Below are 16,914 nucleotides of genomic sequence, written 5' to 3' on the forward strand. Positions count from 1 at the left end.
ATGACTGAGCAACAAGTGCGAATTTTTACCTCGACCGATGGGCAGGCGCAGCTCGAGGTGGCGCTGGATCAGGAAACGGTCTGGCTCAATCAAAGCCAAATGCCGGTCCTGTTTGATACATCAACCGATAACGTTAGCTTACACCTGAAAAACATCTATCAGGAGGGTGAGCTTGAGGAAGTGCGAACTACCGAGGATTTCTCGGTAGTTCACCAGGAAGGCAAGCGCCAGGTCCACCGAAGCCGCCGATCCAGCATCGGCGGCTTCCTTCCTTACTTGGCGAACAGCTGGCCCATGTCCTTGAACGCCTTGAACTCCAGCGCATTGCCGCACGGGTCGAGCAGGAACATGGTGGCCTGTTCGCCGGGCTGGCCCTTGAAGCGCACGTAGGGCTCGATCACGAACTCGGTGCCGAAACCTCGCAGACGCTCGGCCAGCGCTTCCCACTCTTCCCAGCCAAGCACGATGCCGAAATGCGGCACCGGCACGTCATGGCCATCGACCGGGTTGGTGTGGGCGGCTTCCTGGGACGGCGTCTTGGGATGCTCATGGATCACCAACTGGTGGCCGTAGAAGTCGAAATCCACCCACTGATCGCTGGAGCGGCCTTCGCTCAGTCCGAAGGTCTCGCCGTAAAACTTGCGCGCGGCGGGCAGGTCATGAACCGGGATCGCCAGGTGGAAAGGGGATAGTGCCATGGTCGTTCTCCTGAAAGCGGTTGGGTTCGAGCATTCTGAAGGCGAATAATTTCGATAGAAAGCGCATAATATTGCTGTCTGTTATCAAAAAAATTGGATTCATTAGCCTCGATAACGAATGCTCAGAGAACTCAGGACCTTTCTGGCAGTGGTCCGTCATGGCACCTTTTCCGCCGCTGGCAACGCGGTCGGCCTGACCCAGTCGGCGGTCAGCACGCAGATCCGCAACCTGGAGGCGGAGCTTGGCGAGGCGCTGTTCGAACGCACCGGGCGCGCCGTCAGGCTCAATGCCGCGGGCCGTCGTCTGCTGCCGCAGGCCAGCGAGATGCTGGCGCTGGCCGAGCGCATTCGCCATTCCTCGTCGGAGACGCTGGCGGGGGAGTGGCACCTCGGCGCGATCGCCAGCCTGCAGAGCGGTCGGCTGCCGGCGGTGTTGCAGAGACTAGCGCGGGAATTCCCGGGCGTGCGGGTACGCGTCGCACCCGGGGTTTCGCTGTCGCTGCTCGACCAGGTCGACAAGGGCGACCTGGACATGGCGCTGATCGTGCGGCCGCCGTTCGGTCTGCCGGCGGACCTTCATACCCGGGTGATCGCGCGGGAACCATTCGTGCTGATCGCGCCGCCGGAGAGCACGGAGGACTCCCTGGAAGCGCTGCTCGAGCGCTACCCGCTGGTGCTCTACGACCGGGGCTCCTTCGGCGGGCGGCAGGTGGTGCGGTTCCTGGAGCGCCAGCGGCTGCGGCCGTCGATCCGGCTGGAGCTCGACGAGATCGATGCCATCGCGCGGATGGTGGAGTGTGGCCTGGGCGTGGCGCTGATTCCGCTGACGGGGTTATGGCAACGACAATCGCCGCTGCCGGTGAGATCGCTGCCGCTGGGCGAGCGGGAATTCCATCGCGAACTGGTGATGGTCTCCCGGCTCACGCCGATCCAGTCGCCGTTGGTGGCCTCGATCGAACGCGCACTGCTGGAGGCGGAATCCGTGGAGGATGGCGACGATTCCATGCAATGAATCGACGCAAATCATTCGCTTTTCTCTCCCGGAGGCTGGCCTAAACTGGTGCTAGACGATCCTTAGGAAGTGAGTCATGTCCCCATTTGCATCACGCCGCGTGCGTGCCCAACATCCCGCCCTGCGCGACGACATCGGCGACCTGACGACCCGTCGGCCACTGCCGGGTCCGGGGCTGGACCAGCTCGACCCGTTCCTGTTCCTCAACCATCACGGCCCCCAGGTCTATCCGCCGAACAATCGTGGCCTGCCGTTCGGGCCGCATCCGCACCGCGGCTTCGAGACCGTGACCTTCATCCTCGAGGGCTCGCTAGCGCATGCCGACAGCGCCGATCACCAGAGCGTGATCCACGCCGGTGGCGTGCAGTGGATGACCGCCGGCAGCGGCATCGTGCATGCCGAGATTTCACCGCCCGAATTCCTGCACGACGGTGGCCCGCTGGAGATCCTGCAGCTGTGGATCAATCTGCCGTCCCGGCTGAAGATGAGCGAGCCACACTACGTCGGCCTGCAGCGCGAGTCGATTCCCACACTGACGCTGGAAGGTGGTGGCAAGCTGCAACTGACCGCCGGCGAGCACGGCGGGCGGCGTGGGCCGATCGATTCGCTCACCGGGGTGTTCATGTCGACCCTGGAATTGCCGGCTGGCGCGCAGGAGCGCCTGCCGGTACCGGCAGGACGCCAGGTCTTCCTGTATGTCGTCGATGGCGGTGTCACAGTGGCCGGCGAGGCGGTCGAGGCGCAGCACCTGATCGAACTCGGTCAGGAAGGCGATGGTGTCGAGATCGCGGCGAGCTCCAAGGCCCGGCTGCTGTTCGGGCATGCCGAGCCGATCGGTGAGCCGGTGTTTTCGCATGGTCCGTTCGTGATGAATAGCCGCGACGAGATTCTCGAAGCCATCGAGGATTACCAGGCCGGGCATTTCGGCGGTCTGGCGCAATGACCCGGTGCGCTACCTTCGCGTCATTCGCCGGATCTTTCTAGACTGAGTTATCGATCCCTTTGCGTTATCGACATTCACCGGGGCCGGCTTCCGCGAGGCTGGCCGTTTCTTCGTCTTCAGGGAGGTCATCGGCATGAAAATCGGATTCGTCGGACTCGGCGCCATGGGGCAGGGCATGGTCGGCCAGTTGTTGCAGTCGGGCCACGCGGTCAAGGTGTGGAATCGTTCCCCCGGCCCTGTCGAGCAAGCCATCGAGCAAGGGGCGGAGGCCGCCAAGTCGGCGCGTGCCGTGGCCGAGTCCTGTGAGCTCATGGTCAGCATGCTGCCGGACGACCACGTGATCCATAAGGTGCTGGTCGAGTCGAAGGCGCTGGATGCGCTGCCAAAGGGTGGCCTGCATGTCAACATGGCCACGGTGTCGCCAGGGTTTGCCCGGGGCATGGCGGCGCTGCACCGGCGGTTGGGGTCTCATTACCTGGCGGCGCCGGTTCTCGGCCGGCCCGACGTGGCCGCGGCCGGCAAGCTCAACATCGTGGTGGCCGGTGTGCCCGAGGTGCGCGAACGGGCCACGCCGGTGCTGGAGACGCTGGGCCAGAAAACATGGCCGGTAGGCGACGAGCCGGAACGGGCCAACGTGGTCAAGATCGCCGCCAACTTCATGCTGGCGACGGCGATCGAGTCGATGGGTGAAGCCTCGGCGCTGACTCGGGCCTACGGCATCGGCGCCGATACTTTCCTGGAGATCGTCACCAATACGCTGTTCGCGGCGCCGGCCTATCAGGGTTACGGCAAGATGATCCGTGAGGCGAGCTATACGCCGGCGGGCATGAAGATGACCTGGGGCCTCAAGGATATCGGCCTGGCGCTGCAGGCTTCCCAGGAGGAACGGGTGCCGCTGCCGTTCGCCGGTGTGCTGCGCGATAGCCTGCTCGACGCGCTGGCCTGTGGTGATGGCGACAAGGATTGGTCGGCCATGGCCGAGACGACGGCCAGGCGGGCCAAGCTCGACGAGCGCTGAGAACGGGCCTGTCGGGGGTTGCGCTAGCGCTTGTTGTAAAGCCGATAGCGTCGATAGTCGGGGACGCCCTGCTGCTCCTGCTCGGTCTTCTTCCAGCGCTTGTATTCCCACTGATACTGCGCCGGGTCGAGCGCCACGGCGGCCTCGACGCAGGCATTGACGCCGGCGGCGGAGGTCGTCTCCTCGGGTTCGTAGACCCGCGCATCGGCGGCCAGGAAGTGAATCGCGAAACCGCGGCCTTCCGGCAGGCGCCTGGCCACGCCGGTGACGACACGGGCCTGGGTCCGCGCCACCAGCTTCGGTAGCAGCGTCGCGGTGTAGGCCGGGCGGCCGAAGAAGTCGGCGAACGCGCCGCTGCCCCAGCTCGGTTCCTGATCGGGCAGGATACCGACCGCCTCGGCGCGCTTGAGCGCCTTGAGCAGGGCGGCCACGCCGCGCGGATTGGTCGGTACCAGTTCGGCGCCCATGCGCTCACGACCGTGACGAATCACCGGATCGAGATCGGCAATCTTGGGAGGCTCGTACATCGCGGTGAACGGAAAGTGGCTCGACAGCCAGAAGTTGAGCACTTCCCAGTTGCCGAAATGGGGCGCCAGCACGATGACGCCGCGATTGTCGGCGCGCGCCTCGTCCAGCAGTTCGCGACCGTGGACTTCGGCGATGGCGTCCTCGACCCGCTGTGGCGCGCCGATCCAGGCAAAACCCAGTTCGAACATGGTGGCCGCCGAGTGGTGCAGGCTGTCACGCACGCGACGGCGGCGGGTTTCCGCGCTCTCCTCGGGATAGGCGACTTCGAGATTGCGCCGCGTGACGTGGCGTTCGCGCCGCGACAGCGCGTACAGCAGGCGACTGGCAACGCCCGCCAGTCGCCACAGGGTCTTCAGGCGGCAGCGGGAGAAAATGCGCCATAGACTGTGGATGGCGCGAGCTTGCAAACGTTCGATCATTCGGGGGCTTTCGCTACGCGATTCGTGTTCGGCATTTGCCGCCGATTACCACAACCAGGCGGTGACGTTATCGGGTGCGCGCTTTTCCTGCAGCGCCTTGAAGCCCTTGACGCAACGCACGATCAGCCAGACTGCCTGAAGCACCATCAATACGAAACCGATCAGCACGAAGGCGAGCACCCAACTGATACAGGCATAGAGCAATCCGATCCAGAAGGTGCGGATGTGGTAGCGGTAATGCTCGTCCAGCCATTGGGGGCCGCGGCCACGATAGACATAGGCGATGACGACGCCGATGATCGGCGTCACGCCGGTGACGAAGACTCCCAGCAGCAGGGCGTAGACGACCATCGCCAGGGTGGTGTCCGGCGCCGGTTCGTGCGGGAAATCGGCGTCCGGATTGGGGCGGGCGGTATCGACCGGTCGATTCATGGCGTCTCTCTGCGGATGGTAAACCAGTCCGCATTTTGCCGTTGCCCGGCGCCGGGTGCCAGTCCGATTCCGGAACCGGCCCCCGAACACTGCCGGGAAGAGGGTGTCGACGAACGTCACCAGCGACGGTCGGGCAAGACGAATTCACTCGATCAGCAGGTCGCGATGCCTACGCGGCTGGGCGGACTCCACTCGCGGCTCGCGGCCGCCGCGCAGGATCGAGTTACCCTCGAACAACGTGCGTTGATCGATCTCCGGTGGGTCCAGCCAGTCGGCTTCCTGCAGCTGTCCGCTCTTGCCGTAGACGGTGAGGGCGTTTTGATAGGTGACCTGGTGCACCACGGACTCGGCGATGCCGCTCTGGAGCGCCAGGCGGGCGGTCTTGGGTACGCCCAGGCAGTCCGAAATGCCCCAGTCGCAGGCACTGTCGACGATGATTCGCTCGCCGCCGTACTGCTTGAGCAGTTCGACCATGCGGGCGTTGCCCATCTTGGTCGAGGGGTAGATCGAGAAGCCGGCCCAGTAGCCTCTATCGAGGGTTTCGCGCACGGTCTCTTCGTTGTTGTGATCGATGACCACCCAGGACGGATCGAGCCCCATCTCCTCGCAGACATCCATCGAGCGCGAGGTGCCTCGTTTCTTGTCGCGGTGCGGCGTGTGCACCATGACCGGAAGCTCGAGCTGTTTGGCCAGCGTCAGCTGGGCGCGAAAATACCTGTCCTCCAGCGGCGTCTGCTCGTCGTAGCCGATTTCGCCGATCGCGACCACGCCCTCCTTGATCGCGAAGCGCGGCAACCACTCCATCACGCCCTCGGCCAGCGCTTCGTTGTTGGCCTCCTTGGAATTGAGGCCGATGGTGCAGTAGTGGCGGATGCCGAACTGGCCGGCGCGGAAGCGCTCCCATCCCACCAGCGCCGACAGATAATCGACATAGGTACCGACGAAGGTGCGCGGTTGCCCGACCCAGAAGGCCGGCTCGATCAGCGCCACCACGCCGGCCGCCGCCATCGCTTCGTAGTCGTCGGTGGTGCGCGAGATCATGTGCGCGTGTGGATCGATGAACATCTCAGGCGGCCTCGTAGGATGACAGGTTGTCCCAGCCGAGTTGGCCGGCGTCGACCCGCGATACCATCTCCGGCGTCGCCGCCAGCAGGTGACGCGCCTGATCGGTGCCGGCGCTGGTCAGCGCCAGGGTGGCGGCGAGCCGTTCGGCCGGGGAGCCGCCCAGCGCTCGTTCGAGGGCGGCATAGGCCGCTGCGCTGTCGGCATGCGGGCCGACGCAGCGCCACAACTCCGGCGTGACCGCGCGGCCGGCCGCCCAGCGCTCCTGGGCGTAGTCGATCAGGATGCGGGCCAGCTCGGGATTGCTGCGCGCATCCAGCCCGACGATCGGCGCCAGCCGGCTACCGATGAACAGCGCTTTCAACACCATGTGATTCCAGCGGTGGATATCGAAATGATCGCGGGGATAGGGGTTGCCATGGGCGATCGCCTCGAACACCGCACGCATGTTGGAGCGCAGCCCTTCACCGACCTCGAAGGCCAGACTTTCGGGCTGCGGGTAGAGCGCCAGACCGCGATAGAGGGCGATCAGTTCGCGGGCATCGGCGGTGCGCACCAGGTCCTTGAACACGGCCGCGAAGGGGCGCTTGCCGCGGAAGGCGAGCAGGCCGGCGATGCGTGCCGCGCCGTCCAGGCTCCAGTTGGTCGGATGCCAGCCCGGATGGCAGCGTTCCGCCAATGCCAGGTCCTCCGCCGACAGTTGCAGATCCGCCTTGCCCAGCCGCCGGGGCACCAATCCCAGAAACAGGTGCAGTGTCTGCTCGGAAGCTCCCGCCTCGAGTCGCGCCAGTTGCGACTCGAACCAGCCGCGCTCCGGGCCGGCTTGTCGGGTTACCCAGTCACGCAACAGCGCTTGCGTTGTAACGACCATGTCATCGTCCTGCATCGATTGTCCGAAAAATCACTCTATCGACAGCCGAATCGAATCCCCAACCTCAATTATCTGGCCAATTGAAACGGTGAATTCGGGGCATGACTTCCCTGAAAAGTGTGGAATTCATGCCGACGACCTCGCCGCAATGACCAGTTTCATTCATGACGATTTCGTAAATTGCACGCCGATCAAGCGTAACGATTGAACGTGAGAATCCGGCCTGCTATGCAGGCTTTACATTCCGTTTCGAATAACATCAAAAACACGTCTTCGGCGTGGTGGATGAGGTCCGATGTACAAGGCACTGGTGATACTGGCCGTGGGGTTGACGCCGAGGCTGGTGGGCGAATACACGCCCCATCTCGAGCGTTTGGCCGAGCGCGGTGGCATGCGGCCGCTGAACACGGTGACGCCGGCGGTCACCTGCAGCGCCCAGGCGACGCTGCTGACCGGGCTGACGCCGGGAGAACACGGCGCGGTGGCCAATGGCTGGTATTTTCGCGAGCTGTCGGAAATCTGGCTGTGGCGCCAGTCCAACCGGCTGGTCGCCGGCGAAAAGATCTGGGAGGCCGGCAAGCGCCGAAATCCCGACTTCACCTGCGCCAAGCTGTTCTGGTGGTACAACATGTATTCGACCGCCGACTGGAGCGCCACGCCGCGGCCGATGTATCCCGCCGACGGTCGCAAACTGCCCGATCATTACAGCTACCCGCCGGAACTGCACGACGAACTCGACGCCAAGCTGGGGACCTTCCCGCTGTTCGCCTTCTGGGGGCCGATGGCCGATATCTCCTCGAGCCGCTGGATCAGTGACGCCACCTTGCATGTCATGGAGACACGGGACCCGACGCTGACACTGACCTACCTGCCGCATCTCGACTACAACCTGCAGCGGCTGGGACCGGATACTTCACGTCCCGAACTGCAACGCGACCTGCGCGATCTCGATGCGCTGTGCGGCGAGCTGATCGATGCCGCCGAGCGGGACGGCCGGCGAGTGATCGTGGTTTCCGAATACGGCATCACGCCGGTGCGCGAGGCCGTTCATATCAATCGCGCCCTGCGCGAGGCCGGCCTGATCGCGGTGCGCCGGGAGCGTGAGCGGGAACAGCTCGATCCCGGCGCTTCCCGGGCCTTCGCGGTGGCCGATCACCAGGTGGCTCATGTCTATGTCCGGGATCCGGCGGCGATCCCCCAGGTCAGGTCGCTGCTGGAAGCGCTGGATGGTGTCGAGGCGGTATGGGGCGAGACGGAGAAACGCAGCCGAGGTCTCGATCATCCCAACGCCGGGGAGCTGGTGGCGATCGCCGAGCCGGATCGCTGGTTCAGCTACTATTTCTGGCTGAATGATGCCCGGGCGCCGGACTATGCGCGTACCGTTGACATCCACCGCAAACCCGGTTACGACCCGGTGGAGCTGTTCTTCGATCCGGCGCTCAAGTCGCCGAAGCTGTCGGCGGGCTGGCGGCTGTTCAAGCGCAAGTTGGGGATGCGCCAACTGCTCGACGTGATCTCGCTCAACGATACCGCGCTGGTCAAGGGCTCCCACGGTCGCATCACCGACGATCCGTCGATGGGCCCGCTGGTGATCTCCTCACAGGCGGAGCTGCTGCCGCCGGGGGCGCTCGAGGCCACCGATTTCAAGGCGCTGGTATTGGCCCACGTTTTCGGAGCCGCGGAGAATACCGCTGCCGATCCCGCGGCGGCAGTCTCGGCGGCGGAGAAGTGAAGCCGGATTCCGGCACTCGGCGGGATGGCTGCGGTCAGGTGCCGGAAGTCAGGCGCTGCAGCGCCAGGGTGGCGACGAAGGCGAGGATGCCGAGGAGCGCCGGCAGCACAGCGTTCATCGCCGCCATCAGCGTGGCGTCGAACAGCGAGATGGCGGCGATCAGACCGACGACGGCGCGTGGCACGTCGCCGGGCCCGCGCCGGTGAAGACGCGACAGACACCAGCCACCCCAGCAGAGATAGACGAGCCACAGACACAGCGCCAACAACGAAGGCGCCGGGCCGGTCAGCATCGCCGCCAGCATGATGACGACGGGTATGACCATGACCCCCAGCGGCCAGACGGCTCCCAGCCGATCGTAGACCTCCTGGCGCGCGGCGTAGGTGAGTCCGACCACGTGGCAGGCCAGGCCGAGGGCGCCCCAAACGAGCGGGTCATTCAATGCGCCGCCCAGCGCCAGCGCCGCGACGAGATACGTCAACAGCCGGCAAGCGCCCATCAGTAGCGGGCTCCAGCCGATGCGCTTGTGCCACCAGTCGTAGCCGAGAATGGCGGCGATCAGTGCCAACCCGGCGTAGCCGGTAGCCGCGTTGCAGAGAAACAGCAGCAGGCTGGCCACGACCAGCATCGCCGCACCGAGCAGGGCGACACTGAGTCGGTCGACATCACCGCGGGGAATGGGACGGTCGGCGCGCTCGCGAGCGTCGATTTCGGCGTCGCAGGCATCGTTCAGATACATGCCGCCGAGATAGCACAGCGTCAGGGCCGCGAAAAGCGCCAGCGCGGGATCGAACGACCAACTGGCGCCGGCCAGCACCGCGCCGGCCAGGGCGTTGCTCCACACCGTGGGCAGATTGGAGACCCGCCCCAGTTCCAGCCACACGTGATGGGAACGCCGGTGTAGGGGCTGTTGCCGTTTCAGCACGGACCGGGATGAAACCGCAACAACCCCTAGGCGCCGAGCTGTTTTCTGACCCAGCGCAGTTCCCGCGCCACGGCTTTTTCTACGCTCTGGCTGCGCAGTGTCTCCGGTAGCACTTGCCATGTGTAGGTCTCCACTTCCAGATGCGGTGATAGCGGCTGCTGGCGATGCAGCGCCAGGATCTCGATGAGGAACGCCCGGGTGGTTTCGAACGGCGGGATTTCGGCGACGAAGATCGGCACGTGGAAATGGACGCGCCACTCTTCGCCGTCGGCCCGCTCCGGATCGTCGAGCGCCTCGGGCAGATCGGCGTAACGCGTCAACCCGGTGGCGTTCTTGGCGACCACCTGATGTAGATAGGTCGGCTCGCAAAAGCGGGCGAGCAATTCGCGAGCGGCGGCATCGAGCGCGGGGACCCGCAGTGCCGCGCTCAGCTGCAGCTTGTGGATCGGGATGCCGGCCCGACGCAGCGCCTCGATGCTCGCGACGGGATCCTCGAATTCCACCGCGGCATGACAGACGTCGTAGCACACGCCCAGATGTCGCGGGAGGGCGGCGCGGGCTTCGTCGGCAGAGAGTCCCGTCAACTCGCGCAGCCGCTCGACCGCGGTTTCGGCAAACAAATGGTCGCGAAAGAACGCCACCGTCTCGTCGATGGTCTCGAGGAAGCAGCAAGGCTCGGGCTCCAGCGCGATGGCGACGGTAACGTCCATCTGCCGGGCCAGCTTGATGCAGTGAGCGGCGCACTTGAGCAGGTTGTCCGTCATGGCGGCCTCGGCGCCCTCGGCGAGAGGCTTGTAGGTGCCGGGCACAGTGCTCAGGCTGACGCTCTCGCCGGCTGCGGCCAGCTCCGTCATCAGATCCGCCAGCCAGCAGGTGTAGTCGAGTCTTGCCCGCTGCTTCCAGTCGGGCTGATACACTGCCTGCTTCACCGGCACGCCGTGGAACGGCCCGAAGGGAAAGCCGTTCATGGTCACCACGCGATAGTCCTCGCGAGCCAGGATCTCCTTGAGTTCGGCACGCGCATCGGGGGAGCGCAACTCCTCGAGGGCCTGGGCGGAGAGGCGCAGGCCGACGGCAAAGGTTTCATTCGGCGCGACGGCCTGACGGACTTTCTTGACGGGCCCGAGCAGGGCTTCGCGCACCGCTAGCCAGGTCTGGGTCGGATGGATGTTGAGACAGTAGGTCAGGTAACCGAGATCATCGCTGAGTTGCATCGCCGTGGGCCTCCTCGCGTAGCCATTCGATCGCCTCGATCATATGGGTCTCATCGATATGATGGACGTCGATGCCCCGGCCGATGCCGGACAGCAGCGTGACGGTGAGCTCGCCGCCGAGATGTTCCTGGAACTCCCCGAGACCCGCCAGAATGGCAGGCTGGCCGTCGTCACCGATCTCCAGCAACTGGGCATGGAAGACCGGCAGGCCCAGACGCTTCAACAGCCACACCACGCGCCATTCTGCGCCGGCGGGCAGCAGACCCTTGAGCACGGAATAGCGAGCATCGAGCGCGATACCGATGGCGACGGCTTCACCGTGGCTGATGCCGTGATGAGTCAGCGCCTCGAGCTTGTGCGCCGACCAGTGACCGAAATCCAGCGGGCGCGACGAACCCTGCTCGAACGGATCGCCACCACGGCCGATCTGCTGCATGTGCAGCTCGGCGCTGCGGCGGATCATGATCTCCTCGGTGCGTGGATCGAATTCGGCCAGCGAATCGGCGTTGGCCTCCAGCCAGTCGAAGAAGGCGCCATCGCGGATCAGCGCCACCTTGATCGCCTCGGCAATGCCGGCGAGCCGGTCGCGGCGCGAAAGCGTGCACAGGAAGTCGAAGTCGTTGAGCACGGCCCACGGCGGGGCGAAGGTGCCGATGAAGTTCTTGCAACCCTGGAAATTGACGGCGTTCTTGACCCCGACGCCGCTGTCGTTCTGCGACAGAACGGTGGTCGGTAGCCGGATCAGGCGCACGCCGCGATGACCCATGGCGGCCGCGAGGCCGAGCGCATCCAGCGCCGCACCGCCGCCGATGACGATGACATAGGCGTGGCGATCGACGCCGTAGCGCCGGATGTCTTCCAGCACGCCGTTGACCGTCTCCAGGTCTGCCTTGATCGCTTCCCCGCCGGGTACGGTGATCGGCGCCGCGAGCAGGGTCATCCGGCTGGCGTGGGCGGCGAAGTAGGCGTTGATCCGCGTTTCCAGATCCGGCCAGGTAGCGGCGATGCCGGCGTCGACGTAGATCAGACAACGATGAGTCTTGCGCGGCTCCTTGCGCGAGATGACGTCGGCCAGCAGAGGATTGTCGGGAGAAAAGATCTCTCGGGTAAACGCGATGGGATAATCGTAAGCGACGGAAAATCGCTGCCAGTGGACTTCCGACGATGACGAGATTTGCGAGGTGTCGAGTTGTCGTACCGGGTTCGGTTGCATCGCAAAAGATGGGGGTTCGATAGCGACATTGCCATCGATCGAAAACGATAAAGCGGGCCGGTTCATGAAGTTATCGCCTGCGTAAGGGGTCCGAAAACGAAAAAAGCGGACCGCTTCATTAGGGGGCGGTCGCGCTTGGCCTTGGCCTAGGTTTCACGGGGTTAGCTTCGGGGTTTCGTGGGGCAGGCGACAAGAATGGTTCTTCTGCTACGAAGTACTAGCAACGTATCGGGTTTTTGGACGTGTCGGTACTCATCAAAACGTCCGTGGTGATCGAAAGGGCGGCGCTAACTCCTTGCGCCGCCTGGATTAACGTTGATCTCGCGCGTCGTGTTTTCTCGCGATCACTCTTTCTCGCGATCATCCTTTCAGCGGCGACGGAGTGACATCGGCGGGAATCGGGCAGCGATAGGGTTCCCGGCGCGTGGCGGCGTCCAGCTCCTCGCGCGCCTGGGCCAGGGTGGCGGGGTTTTCCAGTAGCGCGACGGCGGTGCCGGCCATCACCTTGGCCGCCTGCAGCATTCCCTTGTGGCCCAGCGAACTGCGTCCCTGCGCGACCACCTGCCAGGTGTGCAGTGGCGTGCCCAGCGCGAAGCAGTTGACGTAGCACTGGGCCGTTGGCACCACCCAACTCACGTCACCTACATCGGTGGAGCCGTACATCAGTGCTTCGCTGGCGCTGTACGGCGCGAGATCCTCGACCAGCGCCTTGTCGGCGAGCCCGTCGACGTACGCTTCGGCGGCCTCGCCGCCGGCGCTGACGATGTTGGCGTAGGTCGTGCGCAGGTCATCTTCGCTGACGGTTGCCTTGATCCGCTCGGCGTAGGCCTTTTCTTCCGCATCGTGGCGCGGCGGGCCGAACGCCTCGAACTGGGCTTGCATCACGCTTTCCAGCGTGCGGTTCGGACGATACCCGGAGCACGCCTTGTCGAACACCATCTCGACCTCGGTCCCGGTCATCAGCGCCGCGCCCTCGGCGATCTTCTGGATGCGCTCGAAGATCGCCTGGACATCGTTCATGCGCCTGGCGCGCATCAGGTAGAGCGCCTCGGCCTCGGCCTGGACCACGTTCGGCGAAGCGCCGCCGGTGCGGGTGATCGAGTAGTGGAAGCGGGCGTCCGGCACTACGTGCTCGCGCAGATAGTTGGCGCCGACGTTCATCAGTTCCACCGCATCCAGCGCGCTGCGGCCGAGGTGCGGCGAGTTGGCGGCGTGGGCGGAGGTGCCCTTGAAGCGGAAGTAGGCCTGGATATTGGCCAGGGTCGGGGTCGAGAAGATGGCGTTGAAGGCCTGCGGGTGCCAGGTGAGGGCGGCATCGACATCGTCGAAAACGCCTTCGCGCACCATGAAGGTCTTGCCGGAGCCCCCCTCCTCGCCGGGGCAGCCGTAGAAGCGGATCGTGCCGGACAGACCCTGCTGCGCTCGCCATTCTTCCAGATAGTCGCGCACGCCGACGGCGGCAGCGAGCGCGGCGACGCCAAGCAGGTTATGCCCGCAGCCATGACCGTTGCCGCCGGGGATCAGCGGTTCCGCGTCGCTCGCTTCACCGCGCTGGCTGAGTCCGGCCAGGGCGTCGTATTCACCGAGCAGGGCGATGACCGGCTTGCCGCTGCCATAGCTGGCAACGAAGGCCGTATCGATGCCGGCGATGCCGCGTTCGACCTGAAACCCTTCGGCTTCCAGCGCTTCGCTCAGTGTCGACGCCGAGCGACCCTCCTCGAAACGCGTCTCGGCGTATTCCCATACCTGGTTGGCGTAGTCGATGAAGCGATCGCGCTTGTCTTCGATCAAGGCATCGAGTCGCTGGGTCGTGGTGTCGATAGCAGTTGCGTCCATGGGGTTCTCTCTCCTCAAAGGGTCTCGGTACGTCGGCGGCGTGGTACAGCGTCGTCTGCCTGCAGTGCCAGATGCGCCAGGGTGCGAATGGCCAGCGGAAGCACGTCCTCGTCGAAATCGAAGCGCTGATGGTGGTGGCCGGCGGCGAGATCGGTGCCGAACACCATGTAGGTGGCCAGGCCGCCACGCTCGCGCACGCGCTGCATCATGGTGGTGGCGTCCTCGGAGCCGGAAGGGCGATTCTCGACGGGAACTACGCTGTCGATGCCGGGAAGGCCGGCAATCCGTTCCTGTATGAACGCGACCAGCTCGGGGCTGGGCTCGCAGTTGCGCGCCTCGCCGGCGAGGGAGTAGGTCATCTCCACGCCCTGCATCGCTGCCGCGCCGCGCAGCACGTCCAGCGCCCGGCGCTGCATCTCGTCGTTGATCTCGCTGGTCTCGCCACGGGTCTCGAACTTGAGCGTCGCGGTGGCCGGCACCACGTTGCGGCCGCTGCCGGCGTTGAGTACGCCGACGTTGATGCGCGAGGCGCCGGCACTGTGACGCGGGATGGCGTGCAGGCCGAGCGCCGCCTGGGCGGCGGCCAGCAGCGCATTGTTGCCGGCCTCCGGGTTGGCGCCGGCATGGGCGGGCACGCCGGTAAAGGTGACGTCGAGCTTGGTGGTGGCGAGATAGCCGTTGTGGCCGCAGATGACGGTCCCCTTGGCGACGCCGGTGCCGATATGGGTGGCGATGAAGATATCGGCGTCGTCGAGGACGCCGGCTTCGACCATCGACCTGGCACCGCGCACGCCCTCTTCGGCGGGTTGGAAGATCAGCTTGATCCGTCCGTTCAGTTGCGATTTCAGCTCGACGAACAGACGCGCCAGGCCGAGCCCGATGGTGGTGTGACCGTCGTGGCCGCAGGCGTGCATCATGCCGTCGTTGCAGGAGGCGAACCCCTCGCGGACGGGGCGGTGGTCTTCGTCGCGGGACTCGTCGAGATCGAGCGCATCCAGGTCGACGCGGTAGGCGAATGTCGGCCCCGGGCGACCGGTATCCAGCTCGGCCACCACGCCGGTATAGCCGCCGGCGAGTGCCGGCAGCCAGCGTTCGACGGCGCCTTGGTCGCGGGCGCGCTCGAGCGCTCGGGCCAGCACTTCGGGCTCGGGGACGCCCATGCGGCTGTCGGCGTCGATCACGTCACGACCGGCGCTGACCCGATAGCCGAGCCGCTCCAGCTCTTCGGCGACGATCGAGGCGGTGCGGAATTCGACCCAGCCCGATTCGGCATGACGGTGAAAATCGCGCCGCCAGGTCTTCAGCTGCGGCGACAGGGCCGCGATCGCGGTTTCCAGATCTGGCGCGGTGATGGTGCTCATGGTGAAGTTCTCCGTCTGTTCGGTGTCGTCGTGCGTCTTTTCACATCCGGGCCTTCGTCAGGACGGCAGATAGGTCGTGATGCCCGGGCCGTAGGGCAGCCCCAGCAGATAGAACGCGGTCAGCAGCAGGATCCAGATGCCGAGGAACGCCAGGGTGTAGGGCAGCATCAGCGACATCAGCGTGCCGAGGCCGGCGTTCTTGTCGTATTTCCGGATGAAGGTGAGCACCACGATCATGTACGGGTTGAGCGGCGAGATGATATTGGTCGAGGAGTCGGCGATGCGGTAGGCGACCTGCACGAACGCGGGGTGATAGCCGAGCTGCATGAACATCGGCACGAACACCGGCGCTTCCAGCGCCCATTTGGCGGAGCCGCTGAAGATCAGCAGGTTCATGCAGGCAGTGAACACGATGTAGCAGAGGATGACCGGGAACCCGGTGAAGTCCATGGCCGTCAGCAGGTCGGCGCCATTGACCGCGATCCAGGTGCCGATGTGCGACCAGTTGAACCAGGCGATGAACTGGGAAGCGGCAAAGATCAGCACGATATAGCTGCCCAGGTCGCGCATCGCTTCGGCCATGTTCTCGGAGATGTCGCGGGAACGCTTGATACGGCCCACGGTGATACCCCAGGTCACGCTGACGGTGATGAAGAAGAACAGGATGATCGGGATGATGCCGCTCAGGAATGGTGACGGGATCAGGCCGCCATCCGGGCCGCGCAGCGGTGAATCGGGCCAGAACAGCAGCGTGGCGATGGCGACGACGTAGACCAGTGCGGCGATGCCGGCATTGCGCAGACCCCGACCGGCGTTTTCCGGTTCATTGTTTTCGACCTTCTCGACATCGCCCTGATAGGTGCCGAGGCGCGGTTCGATGACGCGTTCGGTGACGACGGCGGCCACGATGGTGAGCACGAACACGGAAACGCAGTTGAAGTACCAGTTGTCCACCGGGGTCACGGTCATGTCGCTGCTGACGATGCGTGCCGCTTCGGTCGAGATCCCGGAAAGCAGGGCATCGGTGCCGACGATCAGCAGGTTGGCGGTGAACCCCGCGCCGGCGCTGGCAAAACCGAGCGCCAGCCCTGCGATCGGATGGCGTCCCAGCGAGTGATAGACCATGGCGGCCAGCGGTGGCAGCAGGATCAGCGAGGCGTCGGAGGCGACGTTCATCATGATGCCGGTGAACGCGACGGTATAGGTCACCAGACGCTTGGGCGCCGACAGGATCGTATGGCGGATCAGGGTTTCCAGCAGACCCAGCTTTTCGGCCAGGCCGATGCCAAGCATCATCGACAGCACTAGGCCGAGCGGGGCGAAGCCGGTGAAGTTATCGAGCATGGAGTCGAGAATGAACCGGATGCCCTCGCCGGAGACCAGGCTGCGGATCGCTTCCACTTCCCCGCTGCCGGGGTGTTCGACGGAGGCACCCGCAGCGGCGAACAGTGCCGAGGCGATCAGTACGACCAGAGCGAGAATCACGAAGATCATGAACGGGTCGGGGAGACGATTGCCGAAACGCTCGATAGCGTTCAGCAACCGGATCGACAGCCGCGGGCGCGCGGCGTCGCGGGAGGCGGTCGCTTCCATGGGACACTCCTGAATCGATTGTTGTTGGATCGGTTGGGCCGATCGGATGTCATGTCG

15 protein-coding genes are annotated in these 16,914 nt (G+C 65.0%); 4 read left to right on the forward strand and 11 right to left on the reverse strand.

Annotated elements, in window-relative coordinates; all coding sequences use genetic code 11:
* Positions 1-272: 272 nt before the first annotated feature.
* Positions 273-698, reverse strand: a complete 426-nt coding sequence (locus DOM57_RS11815) for a VOC family protein (protein WP_110649392.1) — start codon at positions 696-698, stop codon at positions 273-275.
* A gap of 118 nt (positions 699-816) precedes the next feature.
* Here DOM57_RS11815 and DOM57_RS11820 point away from each other — a divergent pair, with 118 nt between their 5' ends.
* From DOM57_RS11820 to DOM57_RS11830, 3 genes are all read left to right on the forward strand, one after another.
* Positions 817-1,710 (forward strand): LysR family transcriptional regulator, encoded by an 894-nt coding sequence (locus DOM57_RS11820; RefSeq protein WP_110649393.1) that lies wholly within the window; start codon positions 817-819, stop codon positions 1,708-1,710.
* Between the two features lie 76 nt (positions 1,711-1,786).
* Complete coding sequence (locus tag DOM57_RS11825; protein WP_110649394.1) at positions 1,787-2,653, forward strand: pirin family protein; 867 nt, start codon at positions 1,787-1,789, stop codon at positions 2,651-2,653.
* Between the two features lie 49 nt (positions 2,654-2,702).
* Positions 2,703-3,671 carry an NAD(P)-dependent oxidoreductase gene (locus DOM57_RS11830; RefSeq protein WP_275425975.1) on the forward strand — a complete coding sequence of 323 codons (969 nt, stop codon included), beginning with the start codon at positions 2,703-2,705 and terminating at the stop codon, positions 3,669-3,671.
* A 23-nt stretch (positions 3,672-3,694) separates the two neighbouring features.
* Here DOM57_RS11830 and DOM57_RS11835 read toward each other — a convergent pair whose 3' ends face one another.
* The 4 genes from DOM57_RS11835 to DOM57_RS11850 all read right to left on the reverse strand — a co-directional run bounded on the left by DOM57_RS11835 (position 3,695) and on the right by DOM57_RS11850 (position 6,983).
* Positions 3,695-4,618, reverse strand: coding sequence for a lysophospholipid acyltransferase family protein (locus tag DOM57_RS11835; protein WP_110649396.1), 924 nt, complete (start codon positions 4,616-4,618; stop codon positions 3,695-3,697).
* A gap of 45 nt (positions 4,619-4,663) precedes the next feature.
* Positions 4,664-5,050 carry a DUF4870 family protein gene (locus tag DOM57_RS11840; RefSeq protein ID WP_110649397.1) on the reverse strand — a complete coding sequence of 129 codons (387 nt, stop codon included), beginning with the start codon at positions 5,048-5,050 and terminating at the stop codon, positions 4,664-4,666.
* 144 nt (positions 5,051-5,194) lie between these two features.
* Positions 5,195-6,115 carry a TatD family hydrolase gene (locus DOM57_RS11845; protein WP_110649398.1) on the reverse strand — a complete coding sequence of 307 codons (921 nt, stop codon included), beginning with the start codon at positions 6,113-6,115 and terminating at the stop codon, positions 5,195-5,197.
* Position 6,116: 1 nt separating this feature from the next.
* Positions 6,117-6,983 carry an EboA domain-containing protein gene (locus DOM57_RS11850; RefSeq protein WP_162619517.1) on the reverse strand — a complete coding sequence of 289 codons (867 nt, stop codon included), beginning with the start codon at positions 6,981-6,983 and terminating at the stop codon, positions 6,117-6,119.
* A 295-nt stretch (positions 6,984-7,278) separates the two neighbouring features.
* On the opposite strand from DOM57_RS11850, the gene DOM57_RS11855 reads away from it, so the two are divergent.
* The gene (locus tag DOM57_RS11855) at positions 7,279-8,715 is read left to right on the forward strand and encodes an alkaline phosphatase family protein (RefSeq protein WP_110649400.1); all 1,437 of its coding nucleotides are present in this window, start codon (positions 7,279-7,281) and stop codon (positions 8,713-8,715) included.
* Between the two features lie 34 nt (positions 8,716-8,749).
* Here the strand turns inward: DOM57_RS11855 and DOM57_RS11860 are convergent, their stop codons facing one another.
* The 6 genes from DOM57_RS11860 to DOM57_RS11885 form a co-directional block, all read right to left on the reverse strand.
* A complete protein-coding gene (locus tag DOM57_RS11860; RefSeq protein ID WP_204352952.1) occupies positions 8,750-9,598 on the reverse strand; it encodes a UbiA family prenyltransferase in 849 nt (282 codons plus the stop codon).
* 68 nt (positions 9,599-9,666) lie between these two features.
* A complete protein-coding gene (gene eboE, locus DOM57_RS11865; protein ID WP_110649402.1) occupies positions 9,667-10,854 on the reverse strand; it encodes a metabolite traffic protein EboE in 1,188 nt (395 codons plus the stop codon).
* Positions 10,838-12,133, reverse strand: a complete 1,296-nt coding sequence (locus DOM57_RS11870; protein ID WP_239496202.1) for a 3-dehydroquinate synthase — start codon at positions 12,131-12,133, stop codon at positions 10,838-10,840. The genes eboE and DOM57_RS11870 overlap by 17 nt, the downstream gene beginning before the upstream one ends.
* Before the next feature lie 294 nt (positions 12,134-12,427).
* On the reverse strand, positions 12,428-13,903 hold the full coding sequence (locus tag DOM57_RS11875; protein WP_110649403.1) for a M20 family metallopeptidase: 1,476 nt from the start codon (positions 13,901-13,903) through the stop codon (positions 12,428-12,430).
* A 14-nt stretch (positions 13,904-13,917) separates the two neighbouring features.
* A complete protein-coding gene (locus DOM57_RS11880) occupies positions 13,918-15,264 on the reverse strand; it encodes an amidohydrolase (protein WP_110649404.1) in 1,347 nt (448 codons plus the stop codon).
* Between the two features lie 57 nt (positions 15,265-15,321).
* Positions 15,322-16,857 carry an AbgT family transporter gene (locus tag DOM57_RS11885; protein WP_110649405.1) on the reverse strand — a complete coding sequence of 512 codons (1,536 nt, stop codon included), beginning with the start codon at positions 16,855-16,857 and terminating at the stop codon, positions 15,322-15,324.
* Positions 16,858-16,914: the final 57 nt, after the last annotated feature.

The organism is Salinicola peritrichatus (assembly GCF_003206715.1).
Lineage (GTDB): Bacteria > Pseudomonadota > Gammaproteobacteria > Pseudomonadales > Halomonadaceae > Salinicola > Salinicola peritrichatus.